The following is a 26,735-nucleotide window of genomic DNA, read 5'->3' as shown; positions in this document are numbered from 1 at the left end:
ACCTTTAGCTAACATGCTGAAGTTTCTTCTAATGTTATTAATGTTTATTGCACTAGAAGAAGATTTCAATAGCTGAGTGTTTTAAGGTTGTTTTTCTGAAAACAGGCATAAAACAGGACTAGTGAGTAGAAAAGTGCATTGCCTCACGCAAAAAGAGGGAGTAAATCCATCAGGTTGCACCTGGTTAGACTTTAGGCCGGGTCAGGTGGATAAAATCAGTAGACATAAATAATACCCCCTATTTATGAACAAACGAAAAAGATGGTCTATCCTGCCATTGCTTCTAGGTGGTTTATTCTCTATCCAAACGGCACAAGCGCAGTCCTATGTTCCGGAATGGAACAACATCAAGATGCAGGTCAAGCCGGTCGTTGGTATAAAGGCCTATTCCTTCAACCTACAGGACGTGAAACTGCTGGAAAGCCCCTTCAAAGAGGCCATGAAAGCGGACGCCAATTACCTCCTCAAGATTGAGCCGGACCGCTTATTGTCCGATTTTCGGACCCATGCCGGTATGCAGCCCAAAGCGCCTAAGTACGGCGGTTGGGAATCCTCGGGTTTGGCGGGGCATAGCCTAGGGCATTACCTCTCGGCGTGCGCCATGCAGTATGCGTCCACCAAAGACAAGTCCTATTTGGACAGGGTAAACTACATTGTAGACGAGTTAGCCGAAACCCAGAAAGCCCGCAAAACCGGGTACGTGGGGGCTATCCCAAACGAAGACAAGATGTGGGCCGAGGTGGCCAGCGGGAACATCGAATCCCGGGGCTTTGACCTGAACGGCGCCTGGGCACCCTGGTATACCGTGCACAAGATCATGGCCGGCCTCCTGGATGCCTACCAGTACTGCGGCAACGAGAAAGCCCTGGCCGTGAACAAAGGCATCGCTGATTGGACCGGCGAAACCATCAAAGGCCTCAGCGACGAGAAAATGCAGGAGATGATGGTGTGTGAGTACGGCGGCATGGCCGAGACCCTGGTCAATACCTATGCCATCACCAAAGATAAAAAGTACCTGGACCTGTCGTACCGGTTCTACGACAAAAGCATCCTGGATCCGCTGGCGCAGGGAAAAGACATCCTGCCGGGCAAGCACTCCAACACCCAGATTCCAAAGATCATTGCCAGCGCCCGCCGCTACGAGCTCACCGGTGATAAGAAGGACATTGCCATTGCCGATTTCTTCTGGAAAACCGTTACCCAGAACCACTCCTACGCCACCGGCGGAAACAGCAACTATGAGTACCTCGCTGAGCCCGGTAAACTGAACGATAAGCTCACCGACAACACCACCGAGACCTGCAACACCTACAACATGCTGAAGCTGACTCGGCATTTGTTCACCCTGCAGCCCTCGGCGCATCTGATGGATTATTACGAGAAAGCGCTCTATAACCACATCCTGGCTTCCCAGAACCACGCAGATGGCATGATGACCTACTTTGTGCCCTTGCGCATGGGCGGCCGGAAGTTCTACAGCACGCCCTTTGATGATTTCACCTGCTGCGTGGGATCGGGTATGGAAAATCACGTGAAATACGGCGAGAGTATCTACTTCCGGGGAGAGGACGGCAGCTTGTTCGTCAACCTGTTCATCCCCTCAGAGCTGGACTGGAAGGAGAAAGGCGTCAAGGTGAAACAGGAGACCGAACTTCCGGCCAAAGACCACACCACCCTAACCATCGCCACAGCTAAAACAACCACCTTCCCGCTCCGCATCCGCCGACCGCATTGGGGCAAAAACCTGCAGGTGAAAGTGAACGGCGAACCCCAGAAAGTAACCCCAGGCAAAGACGGCTACCTGGTTTTGACCCGAAATTGGAAAAACAACGATAAAATAGAATTTACCGCCCAATCTGATTTCTACACCGAAGCCATGCCCGATAACCCCAACCGCAAAGCCGTGTTCTACGGTCCGGTGCTGCTGGCCGGCGTGTTAGGGGAGAAAGAGCCGGAGCCTGTGACCGGCGTGCCGGTGCTGGTGACCAGCGAGAACAACGCGAACAAGTGGATTAGAACTCTCAACGAAGAGAAACTCCAGTTCCAGACTTCGGGCATTGCCGTGCCAGAGCAGGTGAACCTCATCCCGTTCAACCAGACCGGCACCGAATACTACACCGTCTACTGGGACGTGTTCACCCCCGAGAAGTGGGCAGTGCAGAAGAAAGTCTACGAAGCCGAAAAGCAGAAGCAAAGGGACCTGGAAGCCCGCACAGTGGACATCCTGCGGGTAGGGGAGATGCAGCCCGAGCGCGACCATGAACTCACCGGCGACAGCATCACAAACGGAGAAGACCACGGCCGGAAGTGGCGGGCCACCAAACAGGGCGGCAAGCTGGTGTTCAAGATGAAAGTGGCGCCTACTGCCAAGAACACCCTCATAGCTACCTACTGGGGCATGGACAACCGCGACCGGAACTTCGATATTCTGGTGGACGGCGTGAAAATAGCCTCTGAGGACCTGAACAAGTACAAGGCAAGCAAGTTCTACGACATTGGGTATGACCTTCCGCAAGAGCTGGTGAAAGGCAAGCAGCAGGTGACGGTAACCCTCCAGGCCAAGCCGAAGAACAGCGCTGGTCCGGTCTATGGTGTCCGGATGGTGAAGGAAAATGTGGCCACAGGAAGGGCATCTGCCAAATAGAATCTCATCACAAGGATCAGGAAAACGGTTTTATTTGGTCCTTTTTGTCTCAAGTGTTTACGCTCTGTTTTTTGTAAAAGACCAAAAAAATGAAGAAGAACATACTTAGTCTATTTGCCCTCTGCCTCGTGCAGACGGGGGCGTTCGCGCAGGGAGGCATCAGGAACATTGCGCCGGTCAACTTTTCCAAAGTCACCATCAACGATGCCTTCTGGAAGCCCCGTATTGACCAAGTGGCCACCGTCACGATTCCGGTCTGTATTGAGCAAACCGAGGTGAAAACGCCCCGCATCCAGAACTTCGAGATCATGGCGGGTCTGAAGAAAGGTGAGTTCAAAGGCATTTTCTACGATGACTCCGATGTCTACAAGGCCCTGGAGGCGATTGCCTATTCCATCAAAAACAAGCCCTCGGCTGAGCTGGAGAAGAAAGCTGATCAGTGGATTGACCTCATCGCGAAAGCCCAGCAACCCGATGGCTATCTGAACACCTATTACACACTCCAGTTCCCCGAGAAGCGGTGGACCGACATGAGCATGCACGAAGACTACAACGGCGGGCACCTCATAGAAGCGGCTGTGGCGTATTATGAGGCTACCGGTAAACGCAAACTATTGGATGTTTCCATCAAGTTTGCCGATCATTTCGCCTCGCTTTTCGGGCCGGGCAAGCAGCACTGGGTAACCGGGCACCAGGAACTGGAACTAGCCCTGGTGAAGCTGTACAAAACCACCAAAAACAAAAAGTACCTGGACTTAGCCGATTGGCTTCTGGAGGAGCGGGGCCGTAAACTGGCCAAAGGCTACACCTGGACCGATTGGAAAGACACCGCTTACGCCCAGGACGTGGTGCCGGTGAAACTGCAGAAGGAAATCACAGGCCACGCCGTGCGCGCCATGTACATGTACACCGGCGCCGCTGATGTAGCCGCCCTGAAAGGCGATGAAGCGTATATGGGCGCCATGAAAAACGTGTGGGAAGACGTGGTCTACCGCAACATGTACATCACTGGCGGCATCGGTTCTTCTGGCCGCAACGAAGGCTTCTCCAAAGACTATGACCTCCCCAACGAGCATGCGTACTGCGAGACCTGCGCCTCGGTAGGCATGGTGTTCTGGAACCAACGCATGAGCTCCATGACCGGCGACAGCAAATACGTAGACGTGCTGGAACGAAGCCTTTACAACGGGGCCCTGGATGGTTTGTCGCTGAGCGGCGACCGGTTCTTTTACGGAAATCCGCTGGCCTCACGGGGGCAGCACCAGCGCAGCGAGTGGTTCGGGACAGCTTGTTGTCCGGCTAATATTTCCCGCCTGATCGCCTCTTTGGGCAATTACGTCTATGCGCAGTCCGGCAATGGGGTGTGGGTGAATCTGTACATCGGGAGCCAGACCAACCTCAGTACTCCTAACGGGAACCTTCCGCTGGAGATGAAAACGAATTATCCCTGGGAGGGCAAAGTGGATCTGACCGTGAATCCGGCGAAGGCAACCAGCGCGACGCTGCGCCTGCGCATTCCGGGCTGGGTACAGGGAGAACCGGTGCCCGGCGATCTGTACCGCTTCTCTGACAAAACCCCTTCTAAATTCACCCTAAAACTGAACGGGAAAGCCGTGCCCTACAAAATGGAACGGGGCTATGCCGTTATCGACCGGAAGTGGAAAAAAGGCGACCACCTGGAACTGGACTTCCCCATGGAGGTGAAAAAGGTAGTCGCCAAAGACAGCCTGACCTACAACCAGAACAGAATTGCCCTGCAACGCGGACCACTGGTGTACTGCGTTGAAGGCGTGGACAACGGCAATGCCGCCTGGAACATGGTGGTGCCCGAGGATACCCGTTTTGAGGCTACTTTCAACCAACAGCTCCTAAACGGCGTGGTAGCTTTGAAAGCCGAAGTACCGGTTATCTCAGTGAGTGCCGATGGTTTGTCAACGGTAACCCAAAGGAAAACCATCACTGCCATCCCGTACTATTCCTGGGCTAACCGCGGCAAAAGCCCTATGCAGGTTTGGCTGCCCACCAAGATCAACGGCATCATGCTGAATTATACCCAGTGATAAAAGGAAGATGCACGATGGCCCAGCCGAATGCTTTTCGCCAGGTTGGGGCCAGCGTGCCTTCCTGATTTTACTTTACCTGTTTTGGGCCTGTTTCCTGAAAATCGGGCCTGAAACACCTGATCAGTTTTCCTATGAATTATACATCACTTAGCGTGAGAACCTGTTTTTTGTCGGTCATTTTTCTGCTGCTTTGGGGCACCGCCGCGCAGGCGCAGACCAAAACGTTTACTCGTCAGGATACCCTGCGGGGAAGCATCACCCCGGAGCGGGCCTGGTGGGATTTGGCGTATTACCACCTCAATGTGAAGGTGAACCCCGCCGATAGCACCATCAAAGGCATGAACGCCATCACCTACAAAGTCCTCACGCCGAGCCAGCGCTTGCAGGTGGATCTGCAGCCGCCCATGCAGATTGAAAAAGTAACGCAGAACGGCAAAGAACTCACCTTCACCCGCGACGGCAATGCCTGGTTTGTCCAGTTAGATCGGAAACAGACGAAGGGTGCGGTGAACACCGTAGAGGTGTATTACGGCGGCAAACCGGTGGTGAGCAAGAACCCACCGTGGAGCGGCGGCATCACCTGGAAGAAAGACGCCAACGGTCAGCCCTTCGTGGCAAACTCGAACCAAGGCGATGGCGCTAGTTTGTGGTGGCCCTGCAAAGACCACATGTACGATGAACCCGACAGCATGCAGATCAGCGTCACCGTGCCCGAGAACCTGATGGATATTTCCAACGGAAAACTCCGGGGCGTGAAGCAGAATAACGACGGCACCAAGACCTTCCATTGGTTTGTGGCCAACCCTATCAACAACTACGGCGTGAACCTGAGCATTGGCGACTACGTGCATTTCTCCGAGAAATACAAAGGCGAGAAAGGCCTGTTGGACCTGGATTATTATGTCTTGAAAGAAAACCTGGAGAAAGCCAAAGTGCAGTTCAAAGACGCGCCCCGTATGCTCAAGGCGTTTGAGCATTGGTTCGGGCCTTACCCTTTCTATGAAGACGGTTTTAAACTGATTGAGGTGCCTTATACCGGCATGGAGCACCAGAGCGCCGTCACCTACGGCAACGGCTATAAAAACGGCTATCGGGGCAAGGACCCCAGCGGGTCCACCGGCTGGGGCATGAAGTTCGATTTCATCATCATCCATGAATCGGGGCACGAGTGGTTCGCGAACAACATCACCTACAAAGACATCGCCGACATGTGGATCCACGAGAGTTTCACCAACTACTCTGAGAACCTTTTCGTGGAGTATCATTACGGCAAGAAAGCCGGCAGCGAGTACGTGATCGGCACTAGAGCAGGCATCGGGAACAAGCAGCCTATCATCGGGGAGTACAACGTGAACCACAAAGGCTCCGGCGACATGTACCCCAAAGGCGGCAACATGCTGCACACGCTTCGGCAGGTAGTCAACAATGACAAGAAGTGGCGCGACATTCTGCGGGGGCTCAACAAGACGTTCTACCACCAGACCGTCACCACGCAGCAGATCGAAAACTACCTGAGCAAACAAGTAGGCCGTGACCTCACGCCTTTCTTCAACCAGTACCTCCGCGACATCCGGATTCCCAAGTTAGAGTACCAACTTGCCGGCAACACGCTCAAGTACCGTTGGAGTAACACAGTGGACGGGTTCAACTTACCGGTGAAAGTGTACCTGAATGGAAAAGAGAAATGGCTGGAACCGGTAACCGCCTGGAAAGAAGTAAGCGGTGTGAAGCCTGGAACCGAGCTCACCCTTGATCCAAACTTCTACGTGGAGTCTTCCCGAAAGGAGAGCATTTCGTCACGTTGATTTAATGGATTGCTCGTTAGGCGGTCTGTTTTCCAAAGTATGAAATCAGTTTCTGAATCTACCTGCTGCTAAGAATGACTATTACCTTTTTTGGGCTGTTTTACCTAAAAGACCCACAAAACAGGTAATAGTTTGCCTTAAGAAGAAACAAGGAAAAGGCCTGCTTTTAGAGTAAAAAGTAGGTTCCTCTTTTAAGACTGTTTTCCCAAAATCAAGCCCTAAACAGGAACAGCGGTTTCACTGGAACCAGAAATAGGGTCTGGTGTAAAACGGGTATTTCATTCTGATAAAGAATTGTTTACGGATTTGTTGTTTGAAATCCCAACTACGGCGGTCCTGCTAATATTGTATCAGGACGTGCTAATATGCTGAACAGAAATTGCCGGTATTACAGACATATTGCCATACACTTCCACTAACCCCTGCCTGAAATGTTTCACTTCCCCTACCTTCCTAATATCAACCCGTGTGGGCATCACTTCACACTGAAACAGATTTTGGTTTGTGCCATCGTTCTGCTGAGTTCTGCCCAACTTAAGGCGCAGGGCACCAAGGCAGATTATGAGCGGGCGGAGAAACTGAAAGTCGCCATGAATACGAAGGTGTACCATGCGCCCTCGCGGTTCAGTTGGGAGAAGGGAAAAGACACTTTCTGGTATGTGCGGCAGACACCCAAAGGGAAGGAGTTTATGTTGGTGAATGCCCAGAAACGATCCAAAAAACCTGCCTTCGATCAGCAGAAACTAGCCAAAGAATTATCAGCCGCTTTAGGCAAGCCCGTGGAAGCGTACAATCTTCCTTTCTCTGAGGTCACGTTTGTGGAGGACGACAAGGCAATTGAATTCAACGCGGAAGGAACGAAGTGGCGCAGCACTTTGGGGTCTTATAAACTGCAGAACTTGGGGAAAGCCCCGGACCAAAACAACCGTTATTGGGGGGATCGCTGGAGCGACCAAAGCAACAAGCCGGTGCTTTCCCCTGACAAACAATGGGAAGCCTTTATCAAAAACTACAACGTTTACATCCGGCCGGTTAAAGACAAGAAAACAGAGCATCAACTGAGTTTCGATGGCTCGGCAGGGGAGTACTATTCTTCTTTAATGGAATGGTCCCCGGATTCAAAAAAACTGGCCACCAACCGGGTTCGTCCCAACAAAGAGCACCTCTTGTACCTGATCGAATCCTCCCCAAAGGATCAGCTCCAGCCCAAACTGCAAACCCGAAATTACCTCAAACCCGGCGATGCGCTGCCGCAAAGAGCTCCCCAACTTTTTCTGGTGGAGGAGAAACGGCAGGTCGCAGTAGACCCGGCGCTCTTCGGGGTGGGGCAGCAATATGACCTATCTAACCCAAACTGGCGGAAGAATGGGCAGGCGTTCACGGTGGAGTATAACCAACGCGGGCACCAGGCTTACAAAGTGCTGGAAGTGGACGCGCTCACAGGCAAGGTGCGGGATTTGATCAAAGAAGAAAGCAAAACCTTTATTGACTATAGCGGCAAGAAATTCCGGCAGGATGTAGGTGATGGGAAAGAGATCATCTGGGCCTCTGAGCGCGATGGCTGGAACCACCTTTACCTCATTGACGGTACCTCCGGCCAAGTCAAGAACCAGATCACCAAAGGCGATTGGGTGGTGCGTAGAGTCATCAACGTAAATGAAAAGGACCGCAGCATTGTGTTTGAGGGAAGCGGCCGTGAGGCAGGGCAGGACCCTTATCTGGTGCAGTATTACCGGGTGAACTTTGACGGCTCCGGGCTTACTGCCCTCACCAAAGAAGATGCCCACCACACCGGAAGTTTCTCTTCTGATTTCAAGTATTTCGTGGACAATTACTCGCGGGTAGACAGTCCACCAGTAACGGTGCTCAGAAGTGCTACCGACGGGAAAGTGGTGATGGAATTGGAGAAAGGAGATGCCGCTGAACTGCAGAAAACCGGCTGGAAAGCCCCGGGAGTGTTTTCGGCCAAAGGCCGCGACGGACAAACCGATATCTGGGGCATCGTGGTGCGGCCTACCAATTTTGACCCTGGCAAAACGTACCCTGTCATTGAATACATCTATGCCGGGCCGCACAGCGCGTTTGTGCCCAAGACGTTTAATTCCGGGGCCAGGCACATGCAGGAACTGGCAGAATTAGGGTTTGTGGTGGTGCAGATAGACGGCATGGGAACCTCTAATCGGTCCAAGGCTTTCCAGGATGTTGCCTGGAAAAATATCAAAGACGCTGGTTTCCCGGATCGCATTGCCTGGATGAAGGCTGCTGCTCAAAAGTATCCTTATTTGGATCTGACGCGGGTAGGCATTTTCGGGACATCCGCCGGAGGGCAGAGCTCGGCAGGGGCTTTGCTATTCCAGCCGGAGTTCTACAAAGTGGCGGTTTCCTCGGCGGGTTGCCATGACAACCGGATGGACAAGATGTGGTGGAATGAGCAGTGGATGGGCTTCCCCATCGGGCCGGAGTACGCCGCCTCTTCCAACGTGGTCAACGCCCACAAACTACAGGGCAAACTGATGCTGATTCTGGGCGAACTGGACGACAACGTAGACCCTGCTTCCACGCTGCAACTGGTAGACGCCTTGATCAAAGCCAACAAGAACTTTGACTTCCTGATGGTACCTGGAATGGGCCACTCGTCGGGTGGGGAATATGGGGAGCACAAGCGCCGTGACTTCTTCGTGAAGCATCTGCTGGGCATAGATCCGCCAGCCTGGGAGACCAAAGACCAGGGAATGTCTAAAATCTAGTTTAGGCCTGAAAACCCAAAAACGGCCTCAAAACAGAACCAATCCTAGTTGGGTAACCTAATGGCTAAACTTTAGGCTTCGGTGGTTTCCATCAAAGAGAAGTCACTGGTGAACTTGGTGTTGTGGAGCTTCACATATTCGGTGGGCGTGAAATTGGTGATGTCTTTGAACTGGCGGTTGAAGTAGGAGATATTGTCATACCCGCATTCAAAAGCCGTTTCCCTGATGTTCCATTTGTCTTCAATCAGCAGCTTGCAGGCATGGCCAATCCTGATTTCGTTCAGGAACTGGGAGTACGTTTTCTGGGTGTGTTGCTTAAAATACCGGCAAAACGCATTCACGCTCATGTTGGCCACGTTGGCGGCATCGCTGAGTTTGATGTCTTCGGTGAAGTTGTTCATGATGTAACTGAAGACATCATTGATTTTGCGGTTATCAGATTCGTTGAGGTTGGCGTTGAAACCCACCGAGGAAAGCATTTCCACTTCATTGGAGTGGGAGAGTAGGTTGAGGATGATGAGGACCTGGATGATGCGTTCAAAACCTTTCATAGAGCGCATGTCCTGAACCAAGGCTAAGACCTTTTTCCGGGTCTCGCCCTGAATGAGCAATCCGCGTTTGCTGTTGAGTAATAATCTTTGCAGGCCATGAGCCTCGGGAAGCGAGAAAAGATTATCTTCAAAAGCCGCAAGGTCCACAAACACCGATATATTGACGGCCTTCAGCTCAGAGTCAGATTCGTAGTATCTTTTGTCGTTCCGGAAAACGTGCGGCAGGTTGGAGCCTAAGACAATGATGTCCCCGGCATTGAAACTACCCACGCTGTCGCCAATGAAACGGGTTCCGGTGCTTTCGCAAATGACCATGATCTGCAGCTCCGGGTGGAAATGCAGGTTTTCATAGAAGTGGCGTTGTTCATCATGTTGAATCCGGACCGATTCTCCTGACGTCTTCGGGATTTTGAAATGAAGGGGTTTCATGGTTTGGGTGAGAAAAAAGTAAACGGTGAACGTACCTAAATTTAACCAACTTAATTGAGAAATCGGCATAAGAAGCCCAATTGATAATCCTGTATTACCAATGGGTAAAATGTAGGAACCCGCTTCAGCCCCTTTCGGCTAGTTTTGTTAAGCTCTTATTCAGGTCTACAAATTATAAAATCAAATACAGTAACATAAAAAAAGCACGCCATGAATGTACAATGGAAAGGAGTTTTCCCTGCTGTCACTACCAAGTTCACGGATAATGACCGGCTTGATATTCCTGCGTTTCTGAGCAATATTGAGGCTCAGCTGAATGCCGGGGTGGACGGGATTATTTTAGGGGGCACCTTAGGGGAAGCCAGCACCTTAACAGATGAAGAAAAAGCAACTCTGGTGAAAGAAACCGTTGCTTTCGTGGGCGGGAAGGTGCCCGTGATCATGAACGTAGCCGAGCAGTCTACTGCCAAGGCCATTCAGGCGGCCGAGGAAGCCCGTAAAAACGGAGCCAGCGGACTCATGCTGTTGCCTCCCATGCGCTACAAGGCGGATGACAAGGAAACCGTAGCCTATTTCAAGGCCGTAGCACAGTCAACGCCGCTTCCTATCATGATCTACAACAACCCCGTTGATTACCGCATCCTGGTGACCCTGGATATGTTTGCAGAGCTGGCCAGTGAAGACAACATTCAGGCGGTGAAAGAATCTACCCGCGATGTAGGAAATATCACCAAGATGAAGACCCGTTTCGGAGACAGATTCAAAGTCCTTTCCGGTGTGGATACCATCGCCTTAGAAAGTCTGGTGCTGGGTGCCGATGGTTGGGTAGCGGGTTTAGTTTGCGCTTTCCCGGGTGAGACCGTAGCCATTTACAATCTGGTGAAATCCGGACGTCTGGAAGAAGCCGTAGCCATTAACAGATGGTTCTACCCGCTGCTGGAATTAGACATACACCCTAAACTGGTGCAGAACATCAAACTCGCCGAAGTCTGTACTGGCCTGGGAACCGAAGCTGTTCGTCTGCCACGCCTGCCTTTGGAAGGCGCAGAACGCGAAGAAGTTCTGGGCATTATCAATGAGGCCCTTGCAAACCGTCCGGCCTTGCCCGAGTTCAAAAAAGAAAAAGAACTTATCTCCTTGTAAACACCTAAGCCCATGTAATTGAACATGGGCTTAGGTGTTATAGGGCCATCTGGTAAGATGGCTTGCGCTGAAAGGAAGAGAATTTATTAAAACGGAGGATAATCAATGCAAAGCATGCCGCTTGACCAAGTACTGCAAACATCAGAGGAAGCATTTCATACCTATAAAAAAACACCTGCAAAGGTAAAAGCTACTTTCCTGAGAGCCATTGCCACCGAGATAGAAGCTTTAGGTGAGGAACTGCTACAGGTGGCCAGCCAAGAGTCCAATCTGCCTTTGGCGAGACTGACCGGAGAACGGGGCCGCACCATGAACCAGCTCAAAGCTTTCGCTGATCTCCTGGACCAGGGCAATTGGCTGGAAGCCACCATTGACCCGGCCATGCCAGACAGAAAACCTTTGCCCAGACCAGATTTGCGCCGCATGCTGTTTCCTTTGGGACCGGTGGTGGTGTTTGGCGCCAGTAATTTCCCGTTGGCCTTTTCTACCGCCGGCGGGGACTCCGCCTCGGCGCTGGCGACTGGCTGTCCGGTCGTGTACAAAGAGCATCCGGGTCACCCTAAAACCTCACAGATGGTGTTTGGTGCTATCCAGAAAGCGCTTGAATCCTGCGGAATGCCGGCCGGGGTTTTCCAGCACGTAAGTGGCGGCATTGAAGTAGGGCAGGAACTGGTGAAGCATCCTAAAACCAAGGCGGTGGCGTTCACGGGTTCTTACAAAGGCGGCAAAGCCATCTTTGATCTGGCTTGTCAGCGCGAGCAACCTATCCCGGTGTACGCCGAGATGGGAAGCATCAACCCCATTTTAATTTTACCTGAGAAAGCGGAAGCCGAGACCGCCGCCTTGGCAGAACAGGCAGCAGCCTCTGTGTTGCAAGGCGTAGGGCAATTCTGTACCTGTCCGGGTTTAGTGTTTTATCCCCAGTGCCAAACCACCGAAGCCTTTTTGGACCTCCTTTCCCAAAAACTGAGTGAATCTACCGGCGATAAAATGCTGCACGAGGGCATCTCCAAGAACTATTACCAGGGGTTGACCAGATTATTGGCAGAAAGCGGCGTGGAAACTTTGGTGACGGCGGAGGAAGATGTATTGACCGGCAATGCGGCCCTAGCTAGAACTACCGTAAGTGAGTGGCTCAAAAACACGGCCTTGCAGGAAGAGGTTTTCGGGCCATTTACGTTGGTAGTGACCTACGGAGACATGGCAGAGTTGGAACAAGCGGCAGAATTGCTGCAAGGTCAGTTGACCTGTACCATCTGGGGAACGAACTCAGAATTAGCTGAAGCCGGAAACCTGGTAGACACCGTGCGTGAGAAGTGCGGTCGACTGTTGTTCGCCGGCGTGCCAACGGGCGTGGAGGTAAGCCCCGCCATGACGCACGGTGGACCGTTCCCGGCTACCTCTGACAGCCGCAGTACTTCGGTGGGTACCAACGCCATCAAGCGTTTTGCCCGGCCTATCACTTTCCAATCGGCACCGCAGGAACTCCTGCCCGATGAACTAAAAGATCAGAACCCCCTTTCCATCTGGCGCACCGTGGATGGACAATTCACCAAAGACCCCATTTAACCCTTTATGGCAAGAAAAACCTTCTTCTGTATTGATGCCCATACCTGCGGGAACCCGGTACGCCTGGTGGCCGGCGGAGGACCCGTTTTGCAGGGCGCCAACATGAGCGAAAAGCGCCAACACTTCCTGCAGGAATACGACTACATCCGGAAAGGTCTCATGTTTGAGCCCCGCGGCCATGATATGATGTCAGGGAGCATTTTGTACCCGCCGCATGACCCTGAGAACGACGTTGCGGTTTTGTACATTGAGACCAGCGGTTGCCTGCCCATGTGCGGACACGGCACCATAGGCACCGTGACCATTGCCATTGAAGAAGGCTTGATTACGCCTAAAACCCCCGGTGAATTGCGCCTGGAAGCTCCGGCTGGCTTGGTGAAAATTCAATATAAGCAGGAAGGCAAAAAGGTAAAATCAGTGAAGCTGACCAACGTGGCTTCCTACCTGGCCGCCGAGGGTCTGACGGTAGAATGCCCGGAGTTGGGCGAACTGACCATTGACGTGGCCTACGGCGGAAACTTCTACGGCATCATTGACCCGCAGGAGAATTTCCCGGGTATTCAGGAATTCACCGCCGATAAGCTGATTTCCTGGAGCCGCGTCATCCGGGAGCGCATGAACGAAAAGTACAGCTTCGTGCATCCGGAGAACCCTACCATCAACGGTATGTCGCACGTGCTCTGGGTCGGCGATACCCTGCAACCCACCTCCACGGCCCGCAACGCCGTTTTCTACGGCGACAAAGCAATTGACCGCTCGCCTTGCGGCACCGGAACCTCGGCGCGCATGGCCCAGTGGTATGCCAAAGGCAAGTTGAAACCGGGCGATGTATTTGTGCATGAAAGCTACATCGGGTCCATCTTCAACGGCACCATTGAGGGGGAAACCACGGTTGCCGGCAAACCCGCCATTCTGCCCGGCATTGAAGGCTGGGCCATCGTTACAGGGCTCAACACCATCTTCTTTGATGACGAAGACCCTTATGTCCACGGATTCCAAGTGATTTAATATGAGTAGAGTTACCATTGTGGGGGGCGGCATCATCGGCCTCTTTACCGCTTATTACTTAGTAGAAGAAGGTTTTGAGGTCACCATCCTAGACAAAGGAGACATGGCCAACAGCTGTTCCATTGGCAACGCCGGCATGATCGTGCCCAGCCACATCGTGCCGTTGGCCTCGCCGGGCATCATTGCCAAAGGCATGAAATGGATGCTTTCCTCCACCAGTCCGTTTTACATTCACCCCAAACTGGATTTGCGGCTGGCGCAATGGTGCCTGCTTTTCTACAAAGCGGCCACCAAAAAGCACGTGGAATACAGCATTCCGTACCTGAAGAACCTGAGCCTTTACAGCAGAAGTCTGTATGGGGAATTTGCCGGACAGCATAACTCGCCGGAAGTTGGCTTTCAGGAAAAAGGCTTGCTGATGCTCTACAAAACGGAGGAAGCAGCCCACGAAGAAGTAGAGTTCGCGCACCTGGCCCGCAGACACGGCCTGGAAACCGAAATCCTGTCGCCGGACGAAGTAAAGCAACTGGAGCCCCATGCCGGGATGGACGTGCGCGGCGGGGTCTTTTTCCCCGGCGATGCGCACCTGAATCCGGCGCAACTACACGCTTATCTTATCAAGCACCTGGAGAAAAAAGGCGTGAAGATCGTGCGCCACGCCGAGGTGCTGGACTTTGCCACCTCCGGCCGGTCCGTCACCTCCGTTATCACCGACAAAGGCGAGTTCGCCTCAGACCAGGTCATCATTGCCGCCGGGAACTGGGCCGGCGAAGTGGCCCGGAAACTCAAGATCAACATGCCCATGCTGGGCGGCAAAGGCTACAGCTTCCTCACGAAGAATTCGCCCGCCATCCAGCGGCCCGCCATCCTCACCGAGGCCCGCGTGGCGGTGACGCCATTTGGGGATCAGATCCGGTTTGGCGGCACCATGGAAATCACCAATGACAACACCAGCATCAACCTGAACCGGGTGAAAGGCATCCACAACTCCATCTCCAAATACTACGGCGGTTTTAAGGCCGATTTTCCGGAAAAAGGCAAAATCTGGAGTGGCCTGCGTCCGTGCTCGCCCGATGGGTTGCCTTACATCGGGGCCACCAGCCGCTGGAACAATGTGCTGTTCGGTACTGGCCACAGTATGATGGGCCTCAGCCTGGCCCCGGCCACCGGCAAACTGCTCACCGAGGAACTCATGAGCCGGAAATCATCGGTGGCCATTGACGCCTTCTCGCCGGACCGGTACAGCTAAAACATCTTTGTAGGTTCCTCTCTCCCAGGGAGAGGGAAACCCTGATTGCGCTTATCCTACTTACCTGAGACCCTTAAGCCCTTTCTGAAAACCATGACCCACCGTTGCCCCCGTTTCCTGAAGCTTTCCTTTTTACCGGTTGTTTTCACCCTGCTAAGTTCGGGTGACATCTTTGCCCAAAGCCCCAATGTGCTGTATGAACAGACAAGCGAGGTGAACAACCTGCTGGTAAAACTGAAAGCCGATGAAGGGAGCCTCCGGCGCTTCTATTTCATGGAGAACTCGCCCGAGTTTACGGCTCGTTTTCAGAAACTGTACAAAGAATACCAGCAGCAGCTCAACACCCTCAACTACGAGAACCTGAACACCGGCAGCCGGGTAGACTACCTGCTCACCAAACGCGACCTGGCCGAGGAGTTGCGCCTGCTGGACGTGGCCGCCAATGAGTACAGCCAGATCAGCAAGTGGGTACCGTTCGCCGAGAAGATCTACGCCCTGGAGAAACCCCGCCGCCGCGGCCTCAACGTGGACGGGCAGAAAATAGCCGCCGAACTGAACCTGATTGAGAAAAGCCTGAAAACCTCCAAAACCGCTTTGGAGGCTGAACCGCGTTTAGACCGGGACCTGGCCTACCGCTTGCAAGGCGTGACGCTGGACCTGAAGGATGCCCTCAAAAGTGTCTACACGTTCTACTATGACTATGAGCCCAGCTTCTCATGGTGGACCAAAGAGCCGTACAAGAAAGTAGATACGCTGCTGACCCAGTACGCGGCCCTGGCCGAGAAAAAAGGCAAGGTTCCGGCGAAAGGCCAGAAGATAGACCAGAGCGGCATCGTGGGTAACCCCATCGGGAAGGATGAACTGATCCGGCAGCTGCAGTTTGAGATGATTCCCTACACCCCCGAGGAACTGATTGACATTGCCAACAAGGAGTTTGCCTGGTGCGACCAGGAGATGCTGAAGGCCTCGCAGGAGATGGGCTTCGGGAAAGACTGGCACGCGGCGCTGGAGAAGGTTAAAAACCTGTACGTGCCTGCCGGCAAGCAGCCCGAAGCTATGCTGGACCTCTACAACCAATCGGTGGCCTTCCTGAAGGAAAAAGACTTGATCACCATTCCGCCCGTGGCCGAGGAAACTTGGCGCATGCAGATGATGAGCCCTGAGCGGCAACTGGTGAACCCCTTTTTCCTGGGAGGGGAGACCTTCATCATCTCGTACCCGACCAGCACTATGGCCCATGAAGACAAACTCATGAGCATGCGCGGCAACAACCCACACTTCTCCCGCGCCACCGTGCACCATGAGCTAATCGCCGGGCACCACCTGCAGGGCTTCATGAACGACCGTTACAAAGCCTACCGAACTTTTTTCACGCCCTTCTGGACCGAGGGCTGGTCGCTCTACTGGGAGATGCAGCTCTGGGACCAGAAGTTTCCGCGCTCCGCCGAGGACCGCGTAGGCATGCTGTTCTGGCGGATGCACCGTTGCGCCCGCATCATCTTCTCCCTCAATTACCACCTGGGCAAATGGACCCCGCAGGAATGCATTGACTTCCTGGTAGACCGCGTAGGCCACGAACGCGCCAACGCCGAAGGTGAGGTGCGCCGCTCCTTCGAGGGCCGGTACAGTCCGTTGTACCAGTTGGCCTACATGATTGGTGGGCTACAATTCTACGCCTTACAAAGAGAACTGGTGCAGACCGGAAAGATGACGAACAAGCAGTTCCATGACGCGATTATCCAGGAAAACAACATGCCCGTGGAGATGGTCCGCGCCATCCTGCTGAACCAGCAACTGTCCAAGGATTTTACCTCCAACTGGCGCTTCTATGGCAACACTAATGGAAAATCCGCTTCCAGAAAATAGGTAGGCCAGACCCTAAAAGCCCGAGGTGCAACATTCTTTTTCAAACCTTATTTTAGGCCCAATTTTAGGAAAGTAGGCCAAAAACAAGGGTGTCTAGCATCGGCACTTTGAGGTTCTTCTAAAATACACGATACTGCAGGTAAATCTTCTTCAATAGATCTATGAATAACAGGCCACGCCATGCTTCCAGGAAACCAGTTTTCCTTTTACTTATTCTACTGCTGATTTTATGCTTGCCTGGGTTCGCGCAGCAGCGAGGCGGCGTGTTTTGGCTTAAGTCCGGAAATACCTATGTGGTACCGGAGGAGGGGAACATTACCGCCTATACTTTGCCTGGCAAAACCAAACAGGTACTGGTGGAGAAAGCACAGTTAGTGCCCGCCGGGAAGTCAGAACCTTTGAAGGTGCGCAGTTTCGCCTTCTCTGACGATGAGCAGAAAGTGCTGCTCTTCACCAACACCCAGAAAGTCTGGCGCTACCACACCCGCGGCGATTACTGGGTGTATGACCGCCAAACGAAGAAACTGCAGCAGCTGGGCGCTAGTCGTCCGGTCTCCTCATTGATGTTTGCCAAGTTCTCGCCAGATGGCAAGCAGGTGGCCTACGTGAGCGAGAATAATATCTATTCTGAGGACATCGCCTCGCAACAAATAAAGCAACTCACGAGTGACGGTACCCGCAAACGCATCAACGGTACCTTTGACTGGGCTTACGAAGAAGAGTTCGCCTGCCGAGATGGTTTCCGCTGGAGCCCCGATAGTAAGAAAATAGCCTTCTGGCAGATAGACGCCTCAGACGTGAAAGATTACTTCATGTTCAACCTCACCGATGGCGTTTATTCTAAGGTTTTACCGGTAGAATATCCTTCGGCGGGAGAAGCCCCTTCGCCCTACAAAATTGGCGTTATTGACGTGGCCGCGGGTGCTACCAAATGGATGGACGTTCCCGGTGATCCCCGCCAGAATTACGTGCCACGTATGGAGTGGGCCACCAATGCCAACGAGATAATCCTGCAGCAACTGAACCGCAAGCAGAATGAAAGCAAGCTGTTCCTCTGCAACGCCACTTCCGGTAAAGCCACCAACATCCATTCCGAGAAAGACCAAGCCTGGATTGATGTGATCTCTACTTGGGACAGCAATTACAACAACGGCGGCTGGGACTGGCTCAGTAACGGGAAAGAGTTCTTGTGGGCGAGCGAGAAAGACGGTTGGCGCCACCTGTACCGCGTGAGCCGTGACGGCAAAAAAGAAGCCCTGATCACAAAAGGCAACTATGACGTGATGTCCATCGTGAACGTGAACGAGCCCGAGGGCTACGTGTATGTGATGGCCTCGCCGGAGAATGCCACCCAAAAATACCTGTACCGCGTGGCGCTGAACGGGAAAGGCAAACTGGAACGGCTTTCCCCCACTTCGCAGCCGGGTACGCACCAGTACACCGTGTCACCCAACGCTAAGTTCGCCTTCCACAATTTCTCCAATCATTACACCAGACCCGCCTCGGAATCCATTTCCCTGCCTGACCATAAAGCCTTGGGCGGCACCAGCGCGGTAGATCAAGCCTTGGCCCAGTCAAACAAAGCCAATTCTCCTGTAGAGTTCTTCAAAGTGAAAACCTCAGAAGGCGTGGAGATGGATGCCTGGATGGTAAAGCCTACCAACTTCGACGCGAAGAAGAAATACCCAGTAGTCTTCCATGTCTACACTGAGCCTGCCGGCCAAACGGTGCTGGACTCCTATGGCACCGGCATGAACAATTTGTACAATGGCAACATGGCCCAGGATGGCTACGTGTACGTGTCCGTAGACAACCGGGGCACACCTGGTCCGAAGGGCCGGAACTGGCGCAAAAGCATCTACCGCAAAGTAGGCCAACTCAACATCAAAGATCAGGCGATGGCGGCGCAGGAAATCCTGAAGCAGCCCTTCTTGGACACCTCACGGGTGGCGGTGTGGGGCTGGAGCGGCGGCGGCTCGGCCACGCTCAACCTGATGTTCCAGTTTCCGCAGATCTACAAAACGGGCATCTCCGTGGCCGCGGTGGGCAATCAGCTTACTTACGACAATATCTACCAGGAACGCTACATGGGGCTGCCGCAGGAGAACCTGGAAGATTTCGTGAACGGATCGCCCATCACGCACGCCAAAAACCTGAAGGGCAACTTGCTCTACATCCACGGCACCGGCGACGACAACGTGCACTACAACAACGCTGAGCAGCTCATTAACGAGTTGATCAAGCACAACAAGCAGTTCCAGATGATGCCGTACCCCAACCGGTCGCACAGCATCTCAGAAGGGGAGGGGACTTCCACGCACCTGGCTACCTTGTTCACCAATTACCTGAAGCAGTATTGCCCACCGGGTGGACGGTAAGCTTTCTTCGCTGCTGCCTTCAATTAAGCTAAACCCATTTTAAGGCTATTTTTTAGAAATCAGGCCTAAAAAAGCTCGGATAGAACCTGAGAAAACCAACTAATCCTCCATGCTACGAAACCTCCTCGGGAAAATCTTGGTCCTGCAACTCTGTCTCCTGGTCACCAGCACCGCTGCCTTCGCGAAAGACTACCTCCTCACCTCGCCTGATAAATCCATTCGGGTACAGGTATCGGTGACGGATGTTATCAAGTGGTCGGTGGCGAGAAACGGAGAGACGGTGATGTTGCCTAGTCCGTTGAGCATGACCTTGATCTCTGGGGAGAAGTTGGGCGTTAATCCAGTGGTGCAGAAGGATAGCCGGAAATCAGTAAAGGAAACCATTACGGCGGTGGTGCCTGTGAAGAACCGTTTTATCCCAGATGTGTACAATGAGCTGAAGTTGCAGTGCAAAGGCGGCTACGTGGTGCACTTTCGGGCGTACAACGATGGTGCCGCCTACCGCTTTGAGACGCAGTTCACCGGCCGGGAAATAGAGGTGCAGCACGAAACCGCCGACTTTCAGTTGGGCGGTAATTACCAGGTGTTCTGGCCCCAGGAAACCGACCCGGAGTTTCAGTCGCACTACGAAGCCACGTTCAAAGACACCACCGTTGCCTCCATCAATAGCCAGCAATATGGGTACCTGCCTTTGATGTTTACCTCTACGAAAGGCACCAAAGTGCTCCTGACGGAATCTGATTTGTACGACTACCCTAACCTGTTTCTCTTCGGAACGGGCAGCCCGCGGCTCACCTCTGCTTTCCCCAAAGTCATTCTGGAGTCTCAATTGAAACCCCGAAGCGACCGCAGCGAGCAGATCACCCGCAAAGCCGAGTACATCGCCCGCACCTCCGGCAAACGAACCTTCCCGTGGCGCACGGTTATTGTCACCGATGACAAAGGCCTGCTGGAAACAGAACTGGTGTACAAACTGGCAACGCCCAATGTCCTGAGCCAAACCGCCTGGATTAAGCCCGGCAAAGTAGCCTGGGACTGGTACAACTTCAACAACGTGTACGGCGTGGATTTCAGGGCCGGCGTGAACACCGATACCTACAAGTACTACATCGACTTTGCGGCCCATTACGGTCTGGAGTACATCATCCTGGACGAGGGCTGGTCGGCGGCCACCACCAACTTGATGGCGCCCAACAAAGACCTGGACCTGGTGGCACTCATGCAATATGCCAACAGCAAGAAGGTAGGCGTGATTTTGTGGGCCCTGTGGAACACCCTGGACAAAGACATTGACGGGATTTTGGACCAGTTTGTGAAATGGGGCGTGAAAGGGGTGAAGGTCGATTTTATGGCCCGCGGCGATCAGTACATGGTCAACTACTATGAGCGCGTGGCTAAAGCCGCCGCCCGTCGCCAACTGTTGGTGGATCTGCACGGCGCTTACAAACCGGTAGGCCTGAACCGGAAGTACCCCAACGTGCTGAGTTACGAGGGTGTGAAGGGATTGGAGAACAACAAGTGGAGCGACATCATCACACCCACGCACAATGTCACGGTGCCCTTCACCCGCATGGTGGCCGGACCTATGGATTTCACACCCGGCGCGATGGTGAATTCCACCAAAGTAGGCTTCAAAGACGTTTTCAACCAACCCATGAGCCAGGGCACCCGAGCGCACCAGGTAGCCATGTACGTGATTTACGAAAGCCCGCTGCAGATGCTTGCCGATAGCCCCACCAATTACCTCAAAGACCCGGAGTGCACGAAGTTCATCAGCCAGATTCCCACTACCTGGGACAAAACCGTGGCGCTGGCTGGGAAATCCGGGGAGTACGTGGCCATGGCGCGGCAGCACGGCAAGAACTGGTACATCGGGGGCATGACCAACTGGGATGCCCGCGACCTAAGTATCCCGCTCACATTCCTGGACGGAAAAGCCTACCGGATGGAAGTGCTCCGCGATGGCATCAACGCCGACCGTCATCCGCAGGACTACAAGATTGAAACCAAAAACGTGAAGGCTGGTGAGACCATTCAAGTGAAAATGAGTGGCGGCGGAGGATGGGCGGCCATCCTGAGACCGGTAGAATAAGGCTTTCCGTTTTGGGGCTGATTTTAGAAAAGTTGGCTTAAACTAGGTAGTGATGCAATTTAAATCACACCTCTTGTCATCTTGGAAAGATCTTGTGGGCGAACTAATAAAGCTATGTTTAGGCGCTACTACCGCTCGCCACCAAGATCCTTTCAGGATGACAATAAGAAGGGGAGGTATGCTGATTTTAGTCTATTTACTATATAAAAGCGGCAGGAGTATGTTAAATCCGAAACTACCTTCTACTAACAGATAATTTCTGCCTGTTTTTGGCTTCGTTTTAGTAAAACTGCTTCAAAGCCCAAGCTGGCACCATTTGAGTAACATTATGATTTTTAATTTTTCCCCTGCTTTGCTTCTTTCTCTTTTCCGAAAAGTAGCTTTCCTGGTTTTCTTCTTAGCCTTCACTGCGGCGCATGCGCAGGTGCCCATGTGGTTGGATGAGCGCCGGAACGAAGAGAACCGAATGCCCATGCGCAGCTCGTACGAGGTGTATGAATCAGAGGCGGCTTTGCAGAAAGCGGACTGGAAATTGTCTAACAATTACCTGAACCTGAATGGCGACTGGAAATTCAAATGGGTGGAGAACCCCGCAGATCTGCCCGCTCGCTTTGAGGCTGTTGACTTTAATGACAGTCAATGGAAAACCTTCAAAGTGCCGGGTAACTGGGAGGTAAACGGGTACGGCTTCCCCATCTATTCCAGTGCCGGTTTTGAATTTGTTTACCTCATGGCTCCTAATCCGCCGGTGGTTCCTATGCAGGAAAACCCCACAGCCGTGTACCGCCGCGAGATCACCTTGCCACAGAACTGGAAAGGAAAACAGGTAGTGCTGCACATCGGGGCGGCCAAATCGAACCTGGCGGTGTGGGTGAACGGCACCTACGTAGGCTACGGCGAGGACAGCAAACTACCCTCTGATTTCGATGTCACGTCTTACCTGAAGCCCGGCAAGAACCTTATTGTCCTGAAGCTCATGCGCTGGTGTGACGGCACCTACCTGGAAGACCAGGACATGTGGCGCGTCAGCGGCATCACCCGTGACTGTTACCTCTTAGCCCGCAATCCGGTGCACCTCTATGATGTGGAATTGGTACCCGATTTGGACGATGCTTACAAAAACGCTTCCCTCCGGGTGAAACTCAAACTGAACCAGAAACCCACGCAACCCATCTCCGCCGATTTCCAACTGTTAGACGGGAAAAAGCTCATCAAGCAGCAGCAAATCACCTTTACCTCAGACTCCGCCGTTTTCAATCTAGCGGTGAATGCTCCCAAACTGTGGTCGGCCGAAACTCCGAACCTGTATCACGCCATCATCCGGCTGAAAGACGGGCAGGGCACCGTCACCGAGATCATCCCGCAGCGGGTAGGTTTCAGGGAGGTGGAGATCAAAGGTGGTAAACTGCTGGTCAACGGGAAACCGGTGCTGGTGAAAGGTGTCAATCGCCACGAAACCGATCCCGTGACCGGCCAGACCATCTCCAAAGAAGCCATGCTGCGCGACATCAAGCTGATGAAGCAGTTCAACATCAACGCGGTGCGCACCAGCCATTACCCCAATGAGGAGTACTGGTACGAGCTCTGTGATGAATACGGCTTGTACGTGGTAGACGAAGCCAACATTGAATCACATGGCATGGGCTATGACATCACCAAAACCGTGGCCAATAAACCAACTTGGGTGGACGCGCACCTGATGCGGGTACAGCGCATGATGGAGCGGGACAAGAACCATCCGTCTATTATTGTCTGGAGTATGGGAAATGAGGCCGGAAACGGCTACAATTTCTACCGCTCTTATCTCTGGATGAAGGCACGCGATGCTTCTCGTCCGGTTCAGTACGAGCGGGCCGTGGCCGATTACAAGACCTTTACCTGGGAGTGGAACTCAGACGCGATTGTGCCCATGTACCCCACGCCTGAGGGAATGGCGGCGTACGCTAAAGCCAACCCCACACCGGAGCGCCCCTTCATCATGTGTGAGTATGCCCACGCCATGGGCAACTCCCTGGGCAATTTTACAGACTACTGGAAGCTGATCCGGGAAAACAAGCACGCGTTTCAGGGAGGCTTCATCTGGGATTTCGTGGACCAGGCCTTTCAGGAGGTGAACGTAGCCGGCGACACCATTTACACCTACGGCGGCGATTACGGCCCAAAAGACCGAAACATTCCCTCAGACAAGAACTTCCTCTGCAACGGCATCTTCTACGCCAACCGGGAGCCGTATCCGCACGCCTGGGAAATGAAGAAAGTGTACCAGGACATCCATTCCACGCTGGTGAACCCAACCACCATTTCGGTGTACAACGAGAAGCTGTTTACCGGACTGGAGAACGTGAAGCTGGAGTGGGAATTAGTGGTGGATGGCGTCAAAAAGAAATCTGGGGTGATCTCCAACCTGAAGGTCGGGTCGCAGGAAACAGCCCAGGTAAAAGTGCCCGTCAAACTACCCACCTCCGGTGAAGCCTTCCTGAACCTTACCTACAAACTGAAGAACGCCGAACCTCTGGTTGCGGCCGGTCATATTGTGGCCACGGAGCAGTTAGTATTGCGCAGGAAAGCTCCGCAGCAGCTGGCTTTGAAAGGAAAGGCAGCCCTGCACGTGCAGGAATCGGCGAACGCGCTGACCATTGCGCTGGCCTCTGGGGCCATCAGCTTTGACAAGCAGACGGGCTGGCTAAACCAGTACGTGGTGGAGGGCGTGCGGTATCTGGAAGAAGGAGCCGGGCTGAAAAGCAATTTCTGGCGCGCGCCCAACGACAACGACTACGGCGCGGGTTTGCAAACCAAACTGAAAGCCTGGAAAACCGCGCCTCAGCAAGCCAAACTGCAAAAGCTGACCTCCTCGGTGCAAAACAATCTGGCGACGGTGGAGGCGGTGTACACGCTGCCGGAGGTATCTGGACAGCTCTCAATGCAGTACCGCGTGAACAGCGCCGGAGAGCTGCTGGTTCGGCAGCACCTGCAAGCCGACACCACCAAGAAAGTGGCCATGTTGCCCCGCTTCGGGATGCAGTGGATTCTGCCCGCCGGTTTCAACGCCGTGGAGTTCTACGGCCGAGGTCCGCACGAGAACTACCAGGACCGGAATTACAGCGCTCACCTGGGCGTGTACAAGCAAACCGTCGCGGAGCAGTACTTCCCTTACGTGCGTCCGCAGGAGACCGGGAACAAAACCGACATTCGCTGGTACAAAGTCACCAATGGCACCGGTAACGGATTGCTGGTGACGTCAGAGACGCCTCTCAGCATTAGTGCCCTGCATTACTTCGACCAGGATTTGGACGACGGAGACGAGAAGCAGCAAAGGCACGCCGGCGAACTGAAACCCCGGCCCCAGACCCAACTCAGCATTGACGCCGCGCAGATGGGCGTTGGAGGGGTAGACAGCTGGCGCTCCTGGCCGCTGGAAAAATACCGTTTGCCGTATGCCTCTTATGAGGTGCAGTTTATGATCAAACCTGTCAAGGGGGCGGCAGGCGCTCAGGTCCAGCTGAAAAGTAAGTAATTTTAAAAACCGTTTTAGGGCCATTTTCTATAAACTTGCCTTAAAACAGGTTTGCCGGAAGGAGGTGCTTCACCCTCTTCTTGAAGGAAATCAGTTGAATTCGAGTGCCCCGATGTTACAGACCAGAAGTGCTTGCCGGTAGTGGGCGGGCACCTGATAGACGATAAGAATATGTTCACCAAAGAAACGTACGTGAGCCGGAGAAATCGGCTGAAAAAACAGGTAGGAAGTGGGTTGATTGTGCTGCTGGGCAATGAGCAGAGCAGCATGAACTACAAAGATAATTGGTACCACTTCCGGCAGGACAGTACCTTCCTGTATTTCTTCGGGATTGACCGCGCCGGGCTGGTGGCGGTGTTGGATGTAGAGGATGATACCGAAATCATCTTTGGGGATGAGCTGACGCCGGATGACATTGTCTGGATGGGGCCGCAGAAATCCATCCGGGAGCAAGCCAGTGAGATAGGGGTAGGTGTGACTAAACCGATTTCAACGCTGGATTCCTATTTTCAAGATGCTTTGGCAAAGAAGCGCGAAATCCATTTTCTGCCTCCTTACCGGCCCGAGAACCTGTTGAAGCTTAGTTCTTGGCTGCAAACGTCACCGGCTTCTATCAAGTCCATAGTATCAGTGCCGTTGATTAAGGCGGTGGTGGCGCAGCGCTCCATCAAGACTCCGGAGGAAGTGGTAGAAATTGAGAAAGGCATCAATACCACCGGTGAGATGCTGAAAACGGCCGCCCTCCTGGCCCGGGCCGGAATGACCGAGGCAGAACTGGCAGGACAGCTACAGGCCATTGCTATCAAAGACGGCGGTGACCTGGCTTTCCCCACTATTCTCACGGTGAACGGACAGATTCTGCACAACCATTACAGCTCCGCCCAACTGCAGGCAGGCCAACTGGTGCTGGTAGACTGCGGCGCGGCCTCAAGTATGCACTACTCCGGTGACATGACCCGTACTTTCCCTGTAAACGAGCGCTTCTCCAATCAGCAAAAAGAAATGTATGAGGTGATGATGACGGCCTATGAGCAAGCTGTGGCCATGCTCAAACCCGGCGTTCGTTACAAAGACGTGCATCTGCAGGCCTGTGCTTCCCTGGTAGACGGACTCAAGCAGTTCGGCCTCATGAAGGGAGACACGCAGGAAGCAGTGTCGCAGGGAGCCCACGCCTTGTTTTTTCCGTGCGGGTTGGGTCACATGCTGGGTCTGGACACCCACGACATGGAAGACCTGGGCGAGGAGTATGTGGGTTACGCCGAGGACCAGCAAAAGAGTAACCAATTCGGGTTGAAGTCCCTGCGGCTGGCTCGTGCCCTGGAGCCAGGGTTTGTTTTGACGGTAGAACCCGGCCTTTACTTCAATCCTGATTTGATTGACCTTTGGGCGGGGGAGAAGATGCATGCAGACTTCATCAACTATGACAAGGTAGCGAACTACAAAGACTTCGGTGGCATCAGGATTGAAGAGGATTTTCTGATTACCCCGGAGGGTAGCCGACTGCTGGGAAATCCTGTTCCAAGAAATATGGAAGAGTTCAGAAGTTCTGCGGGGTAATCGCCCCTCGGCAATAACTAAGCTTTGTCGCAAATGATAAGATTGCTCGCGCTGAGGAATGTATTCAGATTAAAAATGGTTTTTGACCTGTTTTCCAGAAAATAGCCCAAATAAAGAATA

The 26,735-nt window shown here is 53.2% G+C and carries 14 protein-coding genes; 13 read left to right on the top strand and 1 reads right to left on the bottom strand.

Annotated features, from left to right (window positions below; translation table 11 throughout):
- The first annotated feature begins 244 nt into the window (after positions 1-244).
- The 4 genes from EFB08_RS03645 to EFB08_RS03630 all read left to right on the top strand — a co-directional run bounded on the left by EFB08_RS03645 (position 245) and on the right by EFB08_RS03630 (position 9,259).
- Positions 245-2,644 carry a glycoside hydrolase family 127 protein gene (locus tag EFB08_RS03645; RefSeq protein ID WP_123125516.1) on the top strand — a complete coding sequence of 800 codons (2,400 nt, stop codon included), beginning with the start codon at positions 245-247 and terminating at the stop codon, positions 2,642-2,644.
- A gap of 89 nt (positions 2,645-2,733) precedes the next feature.
- The gene (locus tag EFB08_RS03640; RefSeq protein ID WP_123125515.1) at positions 2,734-4,704 is read left to right on the top strand and encodes a glycoside hydrolase family 127 protein; all 1,971 of its coding nucleotides are present in this window, start codon (positions 2,734-2,736) and stop codon (positions 4,702-4,704) included.
- 134 nt (positions 4,705-4,838) lie between these two features.
- Positions 4,839-6,512, top strand: a complete 1,674-nt coding sequence (locus EFB08_RS03635) for a M1 family metallopeptidase (RefSeq protein ID WP_123125514.1) — start codon at positions 4,839-4,841, stop codon at positions 6,510-6,512.
- 431 nt (positions 6,513-6,943) lie between these two features.
- Entirely contained in the window at positions 6,944-9,259 is a 2,316-nt protein-coding gene (locus tag EFB08_RS03630) for a S9 family peptidase (protein WP_123125513.1), read from the top strand.
- 71 nt (positions 9,260-9,330) lie between these two features.
- On the opposite strand, the gene EFB08_RS03625 is transcribed toward EFB08_RS03630, so the two are convergent.
- Positions 9,331-10,239: an AraC family transcriptional regulator gene (locus EFB08_RS03625; RefSeq protein WP_123125512.1), complete on the bottom strand. Its 909-nt coding sequence runs from the start codon at positions 10,237-10,239 to the stop codon at positions 9,331-9,333.
- A gap of 210 nt (positions 10,240-10,449) precedes the next feature.
- On the opposite strand from EFB08_RS03625, the gene EFB08_RS03620 reads away from it, so the two are divergent.
- From EFB08_RS03620 to EFB08_RS03580, 9 genes are all read left to right on the top strand, one after another.
- Complete coding sequence (locus EFB08_RS03620) at positions 10,450-11,382, top strand: dihydrodipicolinate synthase family protein (protein ID WP_123125511.1); 933 nt, start codon at positions 10,450-10,452, stop codon at positions 11,380-11,382.
- A gap of 114 nt (positions 11,383-11,496) precedes the next feature.
- Positions 11,497-12,951 carry an aldehyde dehydrogenase (NADP(+)) gene (locus EFB08_RS03615; RefSeq protein WP_123125638.1) on the top strand — a complete coding sequence of 485 codons (1,455 nt, stop codon included), beginning with the start codon at positions 11,497-11,499 and terminating at the stop codon, positions 12,949-12,951.
- 6 nt (positions 12,952-12,957) lie between these two features.
- Positions 12,958-13,959, top strand: a complete 1,002-nt coding sequence (locus EFB08_RS03610; protein ID WP_123125510.1) for a 4-hydroxyproline epimerase — start codon at positions 12,958-12,960, stop codon at positions 13,957-13,959.
- A gap of 1 nt (position 13,960) precedes the next feature.
- Positions 13,961-15,208 carry an NAD(P)/FAD-dependent oxidoreductase gene (locus EFB08_RS03605; RefSeq protein ID WP_123125509.1) on the top strand — a complete coding sequence of 416 codons (1,248 nt, stop codon included), beginning with the start codon at positions 13,961-13,963 and terminating at the stop codon, positions 15,206-15,208.
- Between the two features lie 93 nt (positions 15,209-15,301).
- Entirely contained in the window at positions 15,302-17,074 is a 1,773-nt protein-coding gene (locus EFB08_RS03600; protein ID WP_123125508.1) for a DUF885 family protein, read from the top strand.
- A 161-nt stretch (positions 17,075-17,235) separates the two neighbouring features.
- Positions 17,236-19,452 (top strand): S9 family peptidase, encoded by a 2,217-nt coding sequence (locus EFB08_RS03595; RefSeq protein ID WP_123125507.1) that lies wholly within the window; start codon positions 17,236-17,238, stop codon positions 19,450-19,452.
- Between the two features lie 109 nt (positions 19,453-19,561).
- Positions 19,562-21,544 carry a glycoside hydrolase family 97 protein gene (locus EFB08_RS03590; protein ID WP_123125506.1) on the top strand — a complete coding sequence of 661 codons (1,983 nt, stop codon included), beginning with the start codon at positions 19,562-19,564 and terminating at the stop codon, positions 21,542-21,544.
- Between the two features lie 328 nt (positions 21,545-21,872).
- The gene (locus tag EFB08_RS03585) at positions 21,873-25,058 is read left to right on the top strand and encodes a glycoside hydrolase family 2 TIM barrel-domain containing protein (protein WP_123125505.1); all 3,186 of its coding nucleotides are present in this window, start codon (positions 21,873-21,875) and stop codon (positions 25,056-25,058) included.
- A 171-nt stretch (positions 25,059-25,229) separates the two neighbouring features.
- Positions 25,230-26,615, top strand: coding sequence for an aminopeptidase P family protein (locus tag EFB08_RS03580; protein ID WP_123125637.1), 1,386 nt, complete (start codon positions 25,230-25,232; stop codon positions 26,613-26,615).
- The last annotated feature ends 120 nt before the right edge of the window (positions 26,616-26,735 follow it).

The sequence above is a fragment of the Rufibacter latericius genome, from assembly GCF_003721515.1.
In the GTDB taxonomy this organism is placed as follows: Bacteria; Bacteroidota; Bacteroidia; order Cytophagales; family Hymenobacteraceae; genus Nibribacter; species Nibribacter latericius.
This window is presented reverse-complemented; position numbering and strand designations above follow the sequence as displayed.